The sequence below is a fragment of the Paraclostridium dentum genome (genome assembly GCF_012922555.1).
GTDB lineage: Bacteria > Bacillota > Clostridia > Peptostreptococcales > Peptostreptococcaceae > Paraclostridium > Paraclostridium dentum.
Map to the genome: position 1 here is coordinate 864,576 of NZ_WIPK01000001.1, position 14,080 is coordinate 878,655.

14 protein-coding genes are annotated in these 14,080 nt (G+C 28.2%); 1 reads left to right on the forward strand and 13 read right to left on the reverse strand.

Annotated elements, in window-relative coordinates:
* Positions 1–135 precede the first annotated feature (135 nt).
* Positions 136–1,269 carry a Na+/H+ antiporter NhaA gene (gene nhaA, locus GFJ41_RS04160; RefSeq protein WP_332841120.1) on the forward strand — a complete coding sequence of 378 codons (1,134 nt, stop codon included), beginning with the start codon at positions 136–138 and terminating at the stop codon, positions 1,267–1,269.
* Positions 1,270–1,317: 48 nt separating this feature from the next.
* Here nhaA and splB read toward each other — a convergent pair whose 3' ends face one another.
* The 13 genes from splB to GFJ41_RS04225 all read right to left on the reverse strand — a co-directional run bounded on the left by splB (position 1,318) and on the right by GFJ41_RS04225 (position 14,050).
* A complete protein-coding gene (gene splB, locus GFJ41_RS04165; protein ID WP_170074690.1) occupies positions 1,318–2,340 on the reverse strand; it encodes a spore photoproduct lyase in 1,023 nt (340 codons plus the stop codon).
* A gap of 182 nt (positions 2,341–2,522) precedes the next feature.
* Entirely contained in the window at positions 2,523–2,765 is a 243-nt protein-coding gene (locus GFJ41_RS04170) for a small, acid-soluble spore protein, alpha/beta type (protein ID WP_021433053.1), read from the reverse strand.
* A 141-nt stretch (positions 2,766–2,906) separates the two neighbouring features.
* Positions 2,907–3,551 carry a fructose-6-phosphate aldolase gene (gene fsa, locus GFJ41_RS04175; protein WP_170074691.1) on the reverse strand — a complete coding sequence of 215 codons (645 nt, stop codon included), beginning with the start codon at positions 3,549–3,551 and terminating at the stop codon, positions 2,907–2,909.
* Between the two features lie 21 nt (positions 3,552–3,572).
* On the reverse strand, positions 3,573–4,856 hold the full coding sequence (locus GFJ41_RS04180) for a NupC/NupG family nucleoside CNT transporter (protein WP_053831992.1): 1,284 nt from the start codon (positions 4,854–4,856) through the stop codon (positions 3,573–3,575).
* Positions 4,857–4,985: 129 nt separating this feature from the next.
* A complete protein-coding gene (locus GFJ41_RS04185; protein WP_035116085.1) occupies positions 4,986–5,807 on the reverse strand; it encodes a purine-nucleoside phosphorylase in 822 nt (273 codons plus the stop codon).
* A gap of 63 nt (positions 5,808–5,870) precedes the next feature.
* On the reverse strand, positions 5,871–6,536 hold the full coding sequence (gene deoC / locus GFJ41_RS04190) for a deoxyribose-phosphate aldolase (RefSeq protein WP_025162429.1): 666 nt from the start codon (positions 6,534–6,536) through the stop codon (positions 5,871–5,873).
* A 39-nt stretch (positions 6,537–6,575) separates the two neighbouring features.
* The gene (locus tag GFJ41_RS04195) at positions 6,576–7,880 is read right to left on the reverse strand and encodes a pyrimidine-nucleoside phosphorylase (RefSeq protein ID WP_035116082.1); all 1,305 of its coding nucleotides are present in this window, start codon (positions 7,878–7,880) and stop codon (positions 6,576–6,578) included.
* 12 nt (positions 7,881–7,892) lie between these two features.
* Positions 7,893–8,957 carry a BMP family ABC transporter substrate-binding protein gene (locus tag GFJ41_RS04200; protein WP_035116080.1) on the reverse strand — a complete coding sequence of 355 codons (1,065 nt, stop codon included), beginning with the start codon at positions 8,955–8,957 and terminating at the stop codon, positions 7,893–7,895.
* Positions 8,958–9,125: 168 nt separating this feature from the next.
* Complete coding sequence (locus GFJ41_RS04205; protein WP_170074692.1) at positions 9,126–9,875, reverse strand: response regulator transcription factor; 750 nt, start codon at positions 9,873–9,875, stop codon at positions 9,126–9,128.
* Between the two features lie 9 nt (positions 9,876–9,884).
* Complete coding sequence (locus GFJ41_RS04210) at positions 9,885–11,603, reverse strand: cache domain-containing sensor histidine kinase (RefSeq protein WP_332841115.1); 1,719 nt, start codon at positions 11,601–11,603, stop codon at positions 9,885–9,887.
* A gap of 139 nt (positions 11,604–11,742) precedes the next feature.
* Entirely contained in the window at positions 11,743–12,399 is a 657-nt protein-coding gene (locus GFJ41_RS04215) for a 4Fe-4S binding protein (RefSeq protein ID WP_035116074.1), read from the reverse strand.
* 98 nt (positions 12,400–12,497) lie between these two features.
* Positions 12,498–13,202, reverse strand: a complete 705-nt coding sequence (locus tag GFJ41_RS04220; RefSeq protein WP_052169136.1) for a C40 family peptidase — start codon at positions 13,200–13,202, stop codon at positions 12,498–12,500.
* Between the two features lie 98 nt (positions 13,203–13,300).
* Positions 13,301–14,050, reverse strand: coding sequence for an alpha/beta hydrolase (locus GFJ41_RS04225; protein WP_206001496.1), 750 nt, complete (start codon positions 14,048–14,050; stop codon positions 13,301–13,303).
* Between the last annotated feature and the right edge of the window lie 30 nt (positions 14,051–14,080).

Genomic DNA, 14,080 nt, shown 5'->3' on the forward strand with positions numbered 1-14,080 from the left:
ATGTAAGAGTAGTATACCTTAATGTAATGTTAATTATATATATGTTTTTAAAACTATTAGGGGGGATAATTAATTTTATGAAATCTAATATAAAAAATATAGTATCTTCTGAGGTGTTTACCAGGAAGCTTACTTATATGTGCAACTATAATTTCTATAACCTTAGCAAATAGTCCATTTTCATCTGTTTATCATCATCTATTGGGAGAATTCAAATTTTTAGGTCACTTTAATATACATATGTTAGTAAATGATTTTTTAATGGCTATATTCTTTTTATTAGTAGGACTAGAAATAAAACATGAATTACTATATGGAAATTTATCTAGCTTCAAAAAAGCTTCTTTTCCTATATTTTCAGCATTGGGTGGAGTGATTGTTCCAGCAATTATATTTATGGTATTTAATAAAGGGACTCAATTTGAAGCTGGCGTTGGAATTCCAATTTCAACTGACATAGCTTTTGCTGTAGGTATTTTTATGATACTAAAAAACAAATTAAATCCAGCTTTAAAAATATTCTTACTTTCTTTAGCTGTTGTAGATGATTTAATCTCTATATTTGTAATTGGATTTTTGTATTCTTCTAATATAAATTTTAAATTTTTATATTTAGCACTGTTTTTTACTTGTATTCTAATATACATGAACATAAGACTTAGAATCAATAAAATTTATCCATATTTGATAATTGGATTTTTTATATGGGGACTTATATATTTAAGTGGTGTTCACGCTACTATAAGTGGTGTTTTAATTGCAATATCAATTCCATCTACCAAGCTTAGAAATGAAAAAAAAACTATTTCATATAAGTTAGAACATAAATTAAGTCCATTGTGCAATTTGTTTATACTACCGCTATTCGCTTTAGCAAATACTGCAATAACCCTAAATTTAAATATAGACATTTCTAGTAGTGATACTTTAATCAAAGGAATTATAGCTGGACTATCAATAGGAAAGCCGTTAGGTATAATGACATTTGCATTTATAGCAACAATGCTAGGTCTTACAGAAAAGCCTAAGGGCTCAACTTGGTTATCAATCTTCTCTGTATCAATACTTGCCGGGGTAGGCTTTACAATGTCTATATTCATCTCAGAAATAGCTTTTGCTAATAACCCTGAGTTTGTAAGTATTGCTAAAATTTCTATATTGTTAGCATCCTTAATTTCAATAATTTCAACTTATATAATAGCTACTTTTGCTAGCAAAAATACTGCGTTTAACAAAAACTATACATTTAAACATAAAAAGACTGCTTAAAATAAAAGGATTGAAACAATAACTTGTTTCAATCCTTTTATTTTTTCGCTATATAATATACTTAATTTCACTTTTAGGAAATTCATTTAGTATGTTCTCTTTAAAAAATTCTTTCATATCTAATAACTGTTCTTTTGTGTATACGTATTTACCATATCCAAATTGTCCATATTTAAACGTTCTGTGATCATCAACCATCGTAAGAGTAGTTTCTGGGAAAATTTCTATTATCCTATTTTTTGCTTTAGTCGTATATCGATGAGAAATAACTTCAAAAGTCAGTGTTTCATGATAATTTTCAGGTAATGTATCCTTTATATGTTTTATTAATTTTTTATAGTCATATTTCCAGTTTTCGTATAAAAAAACTGGTGCAATTATAAATCCTATTTTATACCCAGCTTTAGCTGCTTTTGCAGCAGCTTCAATTCTTTTATTAGAAGATGCCGTATAATGCTCATAAGAATCTATTATTTTAGGCGTATTTATACTAAATCTTATTTCTGTATGATTATTATGATTTATATTTAAAAGACTGTCTATATCGCTATATTTAGTTACAAATCTAAATCTTCCTTTATCTTCTTTTCCAAAAAATTCTATTACACGCTTTAGTGAATTTGTATAAGGTTCTAATGGAATTGGGTCTGACGTTGCAGATCCCTCGAATATAGTTATCTCTGGCTCTCTTTCATCAATATACTTTTTAGTTTGATTTAATACATCATCCATGTTTACAAAAACTTTTACAAATGGTTTATCTCCTAATTGTGTATTTAAATAACAGTATTCACACCTACCCATACATCCACTTACAATTGGCAATTGATAGTGTGCTGAAGGTTTACAGGTTTGAAACTTTAAGCTACTTCTTTTTCCAACAACTAAAGTTTCTTTTCCTGATCTGTATTGTTCAAATAAATTTTCTCCTGGAATGTTGCTCTTTACCCTATTTGATGTTAATTGTATAATTTCTACATTTTTATTGTCTTTCACCATGTCATAAATTTTTTTTCCAATGTATGTATCTATTGAGCCTTTTTCAAATATAACTCTTCTAGGATTAAACATTTTTTCACCTCTCAAAATTAATTATTTCTTATAGCTTCTCCAATTTTGCTTAAAGTAAAAGATTCCATGTTAATAATTCATAAATAATTAATAATAAAGTATATAAAAATATTTAGTAAACGTAATTTTATTAAGTACAAAAAATGCAATAGTTTTAACCTATTGCATTTTTATTAATTAACTTATTTTTCTTTGTTCATTTTCATAAGAATTTCTTCACCTTTAGAAACTAATGATTTAGTCATAGCTCCTCCAACTTGTTCTCCAGCAAGAACGTTTTTAGATATTCCTTCTATAGTATTTTGAGGTGCATTACTTTCAACTTTACCACTTAGCATATTATAGTTATATCCAAGTTCATTAGCTATTTCCATTTTAAACATATTTAAAGCTTGTTTTGCATTGCTGTTTATTGTTTTACTCATTAACATACATCCTTTCATTTGTTTTACTTATACAATAGGATGCACTTAATTTTAAATATAATTCAATGGATTATATTTAAAATTAAATCTAAAAAAGACTCCTATATAGGAGCCTTTTAATATTGTAAACAAAATTTCATATTATTTTCCTTGTTTTTCATAGTCACTTAAAAACTTAGCTATTCCTATGTCTGTTAAAGGATGTTTAGCTATTTGTTCTAAAACTTTAAATGGTATAGTCGCTATATCAGATCCTGCCATAGCACACTCTGATACATGTATTGGATTTCTTATACTTGCAGAAATTATTTCTGTTTGCATATTATGAACTTCAAATATGTTTGCTATTTCACTTATAAGCTCTACTCCTATAGCACCTATATCATCTAATCTTCCTACAAATGGACTTACATAAGTTGCCCCTGCTTTAGCTGCAAGTAATGCTTGTTGTGATGAGAATATTAATGTAACATTTGTTTTTATTCCTTTTTCAGTTAATATCTTAACTGCCTTTAATCCCTCTATACACATAGGTATTTTTATAACTATGTTTTTATGTAGTTTAACTAATTCCATAGCTTCTTCAACCATTTTATCACACTCTAAACTTATTACTTCCGCACTTATAGGTCCATCCACTATACTACATATTTCATTTATAACTTCTTGAAGATCTCTACCTTCTTTAGCTATAAGAGATGGATTTGTTGTTACCCCATCTATTATACCCCAAGTATTTGCTTCCTTTATTTCATTTATATTAGCTGTATCTATAAATATTTTCATTTTTATGTCTCCTTTTTATTTTTATAAAGCTACTATTGCTCCTACTATTAACGCACTTAAAACACTTACACAGAATCCACCTATCATACCTCTAAATGCTAATTCTGCTAGTTGTCCTCTTTTTTCAGGACAGAATACTGATATACCTGATATACAAATTCCCATACTAGATATATTTGCAAAACCTGTTAAAGATATCGCCATCATTAATCCAGTTCTATAGTCAAGAGTGTTTAATATTTGTCCTAATTCTCCAAAAGCAACAAATTCATTTAAAGCTAATTTACTTCCTAATAATTGTCCTGCTGTTAATATACTTTCTTTTGGTATTCCCATGAAAAATCCTATAGGTGCAAATACATAAGATAATATACCTTCTAATGATAACCCTACAATTGAAAGTCCTCCATTAACTAATGCAACTAAGGCTATTATAGCTATTAATGATGCTCCAATTCCAAGTGCCATATGCATTCCATCAGTAGCACCTTGAGATATCGCTTCCATTATATTACTATTATTTCCTTTATTATCTATTGTTACCTCATCACTATTTATTGTAGTTGCAGCACATTCTACAACAGCAATAGTGTCTGTTCCATTTTCAGTTTCTACTGTTTCACTACTTACTTTTTCAACTTCATATACTTTTTCTGGAAGTATTATTTTAGATATTATTATACTTCCTAAAGGAACTAAAGCTCCTCCTATCAATAAATATTGCATTGGAATTCCAAGACCTGCATATCCACCAAGAACAGTAGCTGACATACTACCCATTCCTGATATTAGAACTAACATTATCTCACTTTCAGTCATACCAGATAAATATTTACTTACAAGTATAGGTGACTCTGTCTGCCCTAAAAACATATTTGCAACTGCCACGAAACTTTCTACTTTACTTGTTCCTAATACTTTTTCTATTGCTCCTCCTATAAGCTTAACAACAAAACCTATAAGACCTATATAATAAAGTGCTGCTACAAGTGCAGATATAAATATTATATTACCTAAAACTTGAATACCAAATATCATTCCTGTTGGTGCACCTGCATCTGCTAAAGGTCCAAATACAAATCCAAGACCTTGTGCTCCATAACTTAATACTTTTGTTACAACGTCTGATATTTTTTCTATCCCCATTCTTCCTAAAGGAAACTTTAATAATAGAAATGCTAAAACTACTTGAATTCCTAAAGCTTTTAATATCATCTTTTTGTTGACATCTTTTTTATTTGGAGATACTAAATATAATCCTCCTAATAAAAGAGCTATCCCTACTATATTTAACACTATTGCCATTTTAATCGCCCTCGTTTTTCTATATGATAAGTTTTTTGATTGGTGTGATTTTAATCAGATACTATTTATATTTTTAAATTTCAATAGTATCTGATTAGCTTTATATGTTAGTTTTTAATTTGACGTTAATTATATTTCATGAACTATACTTTTTACTAAACTTAAGAATTGTTCTTTTACTCTTTGAGTAGTTTCTATTACTTCCTCATGATTTAAAGGTTGGTCAAGTATTCCTGCTGCCATGTTAGTTATGCAAGATATCCCTATAACATTTAATTTGCTATGAGATGCAACTATTACTTCTGGCACTGTTGACATTCCAACTGCATCAGCTCCTAATATTTGAGCCATTCTTACTTCAGCAGGTGTTTCATATGTTGGTCCAGTGAAGAATGCATACACACCTTCTTTTATATCAATATTTAATTTTTTTGCGCATTCTTTAGCTAATTCAACATATTTTGGAGTATATGCAGTTGACATATCTGGGAATCTTACGCCTAATCTATCATCATTTTTACCTATTAGAGGATTATTTCCACCTAAATTTAAATGATCTTTTATAATCATTAAATCTCCAGGATTAAACTCTTTATTAGCTCCTCCTGCAGCATTTGTTACAAATACAGTTTCCACTCCAAGAGCTTTCATAACCCTTACAGGGAATGTTGTTTCTTGCATTTTATATCCTTCATAAAAATGGAATCTACCTTGCATAGCTACAACATCTTTTCCTTCTAATTTACCTATTACAAGTTGCCCTTTATGTCCTTCAACTGTTGAAACAGGAAAGTTTGGTATTTCATCATAGCTAATTATCACAGGATTTTCTATTTCATCTCCTAAAACACCTAACCCTGATCCTAGTATAAGTCCTATAGTTGGATTTGAATTTATTTTAGATTTTATATAATTTGCACTTTCTGTTATTTTTTCATATACGTTGTTCATTATATATACCTCACTTTTCTATTTATGTTTGTTTTTTAAAACGTTTTCTTGTTATGTAAATTTTTAATATCCTGTTACTTCTTCATTATTTATTATTTTTATTATAGAACTTGTCCCAAGTCTTTTAGCTCCATTGTCTATAAATCTTTGAGCAGTTTCTAAATCTTTTATTCCTCCTGCAGCTTTGATTAATACATCATTACCTACATTTTCTCTAAATAAAACTATATCTTCTAATGTAGCTCCTCCTGTACTAAAGCCTGTTGAAGTTTTTATAAAATCAGCTTTAGCTTCAGTTACGCACTTACACATTTGTATTTTTTCCTCTTCACTTAAAAGGCATGTTTCGATTATTACCTTTAATACTTTATCTTTACAAGCTTCTTTTATAGATTTTATTTCATTTGTAATTTCTTCAAATTTTTTATCTTTTAACATACCTAAGTTGATTACCATATCAACTTCATCTGCTCCATTATTTATAGCATCCTTTGTTTCAAAAACCTTTACAGCTGTAGTATTATATCCATTTGGGAATCCAATTACTGTACAAACTTTCATATTGTCCCCTACAAATTCTTTTGCTTGCTTTACAAATGATGGTGGAATGCAAACAGATGCCACGTCATATTTCATTGCATCTTCACAAATTATTTTAATATCCTCCCAAGTAGCTGTCTGCTTCAATAAAGTATGATCTACAGTACTTAAAATCATTTTTTTATCCATAGTTACTCTCCTTGTGTCTATTGTTTTTATTGAATTTAATTATTCTATTATTTCATGTATTATAAAGCTTTTTACTGGTTTTTCATTTCTTATATCATAAGCCTCTTGTAATTGTTCTTCAGCTTTTTCAAACTTATCTTCATCACTTGAATATAAAGTTGCTAAAATATCCCCTACTTTTACAGAGTCACCCATTTTCTTTTCAAGTATTATTCCTGCTCCATAGTCTAATTCATCATCTTTAGTGTGTCTTCCTGCACCTGTAAGTAATGATGCTATTCCTACTTTTTCTGCATTCAAATCATATACATATCCTTCTTTAGTTGCCTTTACTTGATGTCCTAATGGTGATATTTCAAATAATTCAGGGTTCTCTATAACTTTTTGATCTCCGCCTTGAAGAGTTGCTAGTTCTTTTAATTTGTTAAGAGCTGAACCATCTTTTAATACGGTTTCAAGTTTTTCTCTTCCTTTTTTAACGTCTGGTTCTATATCTCCTATTTTTAGCATTTGAGCCCCTAATTGTAAGCATAATTCTCTTAAATCTTCAGGTCCTTCGCCTTTTAAAACTTCTATAACTTCTTTTAGTTCAAGTGCATTTCCTATTGCATATCCTAAAGGTTCTCCATTTAATGTTATAGCTGCTGATGTTTTTCTACCTAAACTATTTCCTATGTTTACCATAGCAGTAGCAAGTTCTTTTGCATCTTCTGCAGTTTTCATAAATGCTCCTTCACCATACTTAACATCTAATAATATAGCATCCGATCCTGAAGCAATTTTTTTACTCATTATACTTGCAGCTATTAAAGGTATACTATCAACAGTTGCAGTTACGTCTCTTAATGCATATATTTTTTTATCTGCTGGAACTAAGTTTTGAGTTTGCCCAGCTATAACTAATCCTGCATTTTTAACCATGTCTTTAAATTTATCCTCATCAACTGATATGTTAAATCCAGGTATAGATTCTAATTTATCTAATGTTCCACCTGTATGTCCTAGTCCTCTACCTGATAATTTTGCAACCTTACCTCCAGCTGCACATACCATAGGAACTAAAATTAAAGATGTTTTGTCTCCAACTCCCCCAGTACTATGCTTATCTAATTTAATTCCCTCTATCATACTTAAATCTACTACATCCCCTGAGTTAACCATAGCCATAGTAAGGTTTGCTGTTTCTTCTTTAGTGAATCCATTTAAATATATTGCCATCAATAATGCTGATGCTTGATAATCTGGTATTTCACCATTAGTATATTTTTCTATGAAAAACTCTATTTCTTCTTTAGATAATTCCTTTTTATCTCTTTTTTTAGATATGATATCGTATACTCTCATTTTAATATCCCCTTATCTATTAGTTTTATAGTTGTTTATCTTAATCCAGGAATTCAATTGTTCAGAGCTCTTAGGTATTATTATGTTTTTATTTATTATGTCATTTTTAATTAATTCTACATTTTTAATAGTATTTTTTTTAATTTCAACGCTTGATCCTTCTCTTGTATAATCAATTACATTTTCTCCAAGGCCAATCGTATGTACGCCTGAACTCCATGAATTATTTTTAATATTTTTTACTTCTTGGTATATAATGTCATTTGCATATCTTGTAGCGGTTGCTACTATATGTTCAGGAGCAAAAGAATTTTGATTTCCATCTACTCCAAATGCATACTTATTAACTTGCTTTGCTGCTAAAAAAACTCCTATTCCAGATTGTCCTGCTAATTGTTGAATATAAACAGCTCCTTTATTATACATAGAAAGTGCAATTTCTTTTGCTTTTGCAGGGTCTGAAAAATCTCCTACTACAGCTTTCATAACATTTGCATCAGGATTTACATACTTAACTCCAGCTTCAAATCCAATAGCACCTTCATTTAAATACTCTAAATCTTTTCCTAGTATAATTCCAACTGACTTATTTTCACTATCAGCTAGCTCAAGTCCCGCAATAACTCCATTTAAAAATGTTTGTTGTTCCCATTTCGTACTTATAGAACTAACGTTCGGTAGTTCTAATTTAGAATCAATTATAGTAAATTTTTGATTTGGAAACTCTTTCGAAACCTTTTCAACAGCACTTTCTTGCTCTCCTCCAACAGAAATAATTAAATCGTAGTCTTTTAGACTAGCGTACTCTCTAGCAAATTTTTCATAATCATTCTTGCTTTTTGATTGAGTGTAATCAAACTCGATCCCTAATTCTTCTTGAGCTCTTAATATTCCATCATAGCATAAATCATTAAAAGCCTTATCTCCTAAACCAGCTTCATTAAAAATAATTGCTATCTTTGTGCTTTCATTACTTTTAACCTCTGATTTAGTTTCTTTGCTTTCTTGTTTATAAGCAATTATCATAATTAATAGTAAACCAGTTAATATAACAAGTTTTTTATAGTTTAATTTCATTTATTAATTATTCCCTTCTGCTTTAATAATATTATATTAAATAAAACGTTTTCACTCTATAAACCCTATTGATATAAAGTTTTAATTTTTTGATATGTTTGTATATCTATGTCTAAATATATTGACATTTTTTGCACTATATTGACATAGATATACATTATTCTTTACCTATCTATCATCCTCAGGTGATATTCCTTTAAACTTTTTATAACTTCTTGAAAAATAACTTGCATTTGTATATCCAACTTCTATTGCAATTTGAGAAATTTTCATATCGGTATTCTTTATTAAACTTTCCGCTTTTTTCATTCTATAGTTAGTTAAATAAGAACTAAAGTTTTCTCCAACTTCTTCCTTAAATAACCTTGAAAAATATTCATGTGATAAGAATACATAGTTAGATATATCTTGAAGAGATATGTGCTGTTTATAGTTTTTATGTATATAATCAATTGATTTTTTTATAGTTTTTGAATATCCCTCCTTACTTTCACTTAAGGTGTTCTCTTTTTGTAATCTACTTGCCTTGTTCTTTTCTAATTCTTTCACAGACTCATTTACTTTATCTAAAATTTCTTTTAATTCTTTTGGCCTAATATCTGATTTTACTAAGTATTCATACACTCCACAACTTATAGCTTCTTTTGCATAAGAAAATTCGGCATAATTTGTAAGTAATATAACATAAATATCTGGAAAAACTTCTTTTATTTTTTTTGTAAGTTCTATACCTCCCATTATCGGCATTTTTATGTCACTTATAATTACTTTAGGTTTTAGGTTTAATGCTAATTCATATGCTTCTTTTCCATTTGATGCGCTTGCTAGAACATTAAATTCATCGGAAATATTTGAAATAGTATATGCTATCCAATCTCTTATAGGTGCTTCATCTTCTACTACTATTATATCTAACATATTTACCTCCTAATTTGGCAGTATAAAAGTAATTTTAGTTCCTTTACCTTCTAAACTATCTATCTTTAATCCATAGTCTTGTCCATAATTTAATTGTATTCTTTCATGTACATTTATAACTCCAACACTATTTATGCTAGCTTCTTTATTTAAAACGCGATCTAATTTATCTTTAGACATTCCTATTCCATTGTCTTCTATAATTATTCGTATACTATCCTTTAGACTATAACCTTTTATATTTATATACCCTTTATTATTTTCCTTTTCCATGCTGTATAATATTGCATTTTCTACGATAGGCTGAAGTATAAATGATGGTATTTTATAATCTTTTATATTTTCATCAAATTCATATTCTACGTCAAAACAATTTGGATATCTCATCTTTTGTAGCTCTACATAATTTTTTATATTTTCTAACTCCTCTTCCAATGTAATCATTTCACTTGCTCTAGGTAAAATACTTCTAAGTAGTTTTGTAAACCTATAAAGCATTTCTTCAGCTATTTCTGTTTTATTCATTGAAACTAAAAATCTTATACCACTTAATGTATTGTATAAAAAATGCGGATTTATTTGAGCTTGTAAAAAGCTTAGTTCAGCTACCCTTTTTTGTTTTTCATACTTCTTAATATCTTCTATTGATTCATGTAACCGTTTTACCATGCTGTTAAAAGAGCTTTGAAGTTGACCTATCTCATCATCTCTATCAACCTCTACTTCTACCTCTAAATTACCTTTCATAACATATTCCATCTTATCCTTTATCTTTAAAATAGGATTTGTTATCCAAACTGATATTTTATATGTAATTATTAGTGCCGGAATGCTTATTAATGCGATTATATAAAGTGTCCTTTGAGCAATTTTATTAGATACCTGCGACATTATATTCGAAGGTATAACTTGAATGATTTTCCATCCATAGGAGTCTATATTAGATTTAATTTCGATATTACTTGAGTTCATATTATGGGAATTTTTATTAGATTTATATTTTGTTCCTATTAATCGTTTATCTTTACTTGAAATTATATTGTCTGTAGAATCCACTATATAAACTGAGGTTCCTTTTTCCAAAAGATCTGAATATCTATCATATAGCATTGTTTCGCTTATATCTATAATTAAAACTCCTAAAGTTTCATTAGTTATAAAATCTTTTATAACTCTACCCATTTTTAATATATTCTTATATGGTCCAATCCCATTTTCATCTCTATATGTATTTATAAGAACTGTATTTCCATTTGCTTTTACTATTTTTTCATACCATTCTTGATTTTTAATATTTTCTAAATTATACTTATTTTTAGAGTATGTTCCATAGCTTAAACCGTTTTCTCCAACTATGTATAACTCTGGCTTCATATTAAATTTTCCATATTTAAAAATTTGATCCATTAATAAGCCTTCCACATAATCGTAATTTTCTTTGTTTACTGTGTCATCTTGATACTTATCTTTTGGATTAGATAATATGTCTATTAGCTTGTTATCTGCGACAATATTATTTCCTATACTTTCTACATTTGAAAGCAATATTGAAATATTATTAGATATCTCATCTAATACTTGTAATCTCATTACTTGTATTTCTTCTTGGACAATCTTATTACTATCATTTATAACCCAGGCACTAATAATTCCTGTTATAAATACAATCAAAACAAATATCAATAGAAATAGCTTAAATGTAATGCTATTTGTTTTTATTATAATCACTCCTTTTCTCTTAGATTTCCAACTAATAATTTTATCTTATGTGACTATTTAAATCAATATTTTTATATTTAAAACCAAGTATACAAAAATAAGCATAACAAAATTGTGTATCAATTTTATATGCTTATTTTTATATATTTTATTTATCTTTTTTGTCAACTTCTAACTTAATAGAATCTTTCGGACATTTATAAACACACTTTTTACAGAATATACAATCAGAACCTTCTACTAACCCTTCTTTATATTCCTTTGGTGAAATTCCCATTGGGCACGCTTTTGTACATAAACCACAACTTACACAGCTATTATTAACTTCTAAGTTTAATTTTCTACCTTTTACTTTTGCTACAACTGCTGATAAAGTTCCCATTGGACAAAAATTACACCATGTTCTCTGATTGTAAAAAAGACCTAAAATAATTCCTATCATAGATGTTATTACTATTATTTTATAAAATACAAACCCTATTCCATATAGGTTTCCCCAATTTTTATATAATCCCATTGAGAAATTAAATATTATAAAAAATACCATAAATGCTCTAAACAATTTACTTTTTAAAATTTTAGGCACTTTCTTTTTAGGCGAAAACCTAGATAGTACGTTTTCATAAAAATTGCCTCTCGGACAATAATTTCCACACCAATAACGTCCTTTTCCTGAAAATGCAACTGCAATTGGTGCAACCATACATATTATAGCTATAATAGCAAATCTCATATCAAATAATGATAAAATTAAAAAAGTTAAAAATATTAAGTATCCATACTTTTTATAAAGTTCTTTAACCATATTTCTCCTCCTAGTTAAATTTAATTTATCTTATGAATACATAGTATAATTATTTGATATTTTTTTCTGTGACTTTGTAACATTTCTTATTTTTTACACTAAGGTCTTCTTGCTCCTTTATAATGGGTTTCATAGTAACCTGTTAATTTTGACTTTTTAATTCCAGCCTTTTCATTTGCAGCATGTACAAATTCATTATTTCCAACATACATCCCTACATGACTTACTCTACCTTTTCCCATAGTATCAAAGAATACTAAATCTCCTACTTGTAAGTCTTTTTTATCTACAGCTTTTCCAAATTTACTTTGTTCATATGAAGTTCTTGGTATGTCTTTTCCTAATGCATTTTTATAAACATATTGAACTAATCCTGAACAATCAAAAGAATTAGGTCCAGTAGCTCCCCACACATATCTATTGCCTACTTTGCTTTCTATTAACTCAACCGCTTTATCCATATTATTAGATGTAGATATATTTGTATTATTTTTTTCTACCTGTTTGGCGGCATTCACTAATGAGCTTTCTACATTAGTTTTATTTGAATTTTGGTTGTAATCGCTAATCTTACTGCTATTTATATTGCTTTGCAGTGTTTGCAATGAATCCAAACTATGTTCATCTTGATTATTATTGCAATGACAACTACACTTGCAATTGTTTGTTGGAATATTTTCTATTGCATTTTCTAAAATTAAATTAAATAAATCAGAGTTATTATTAAACTCATTTTTATTATTTGTATTTGCTTGATTTACGGCATTTAAAAGCTTAATTGTGACTAATTGGCTTACATCCATTCTAAATCTCCTTGTTCTATATTTTTTTTAAATAACAAAAAATAACCATATATATTTAATACGGTTATTTTTTAATTTTATTTAGTTTTAATTTGTATTTACTTTATAGCTTCTAAAAACTTAATAATCTCGCTAGATGTAATATTTATTTGCTCTTTATTGCTTATTAAAGATTTTCCATCACCTTTTTGTTCTCCATAATCTCCAAATCCAGCATGATTTCCTCCTGGAATTTCAATAAATTTAGAGTTTGCAGGCATTACTTTTTTTGCATTTTTTACTTTATTTAAATCTGCAACTTTATCATTACTTCCCCATAAAGATAATACATTTATCCCACTCTTTGTAAAATCCTTATTATCTTTAGGATATGATGCTAGCAGCACTAAACCCTTTATTTTATTATCTTTTAATGCATAATCAGAAGCCATAACCCCACCTAATGAGTGACCTCCTATAACCCATGAATTTATATCTGGGTACTCATCTAATATATTCTTAGCTTTATTAGGTGATAAAATTGCTAAATTGAATTTCATTTTACTTAATATAACAGGATATCCTTTAGACGCTATTTCTCTAGCCATGGGCGAATATGCACTATTTTCTACTTTAGCTCCTGGGTAAAAAACAAATCCAACTTTCTTTTTATTTGATTTAGGATTAAAGAAAATATCCCCATTTTGTTCAGTTTCAACTTTCACATTAGAATCTGACTTTAATGACTCTATAGCATATGATTGTGATTTATAATAAGAACTTGTATAAATAAAAAATATACCTACTAGTATGGCTAAAATAGCAACTATACTAATACTAATCTTAAATTTTAGAGATTTCTTTTTCATTATTCTGCTCCTTTTTTAATTTTCATTTTA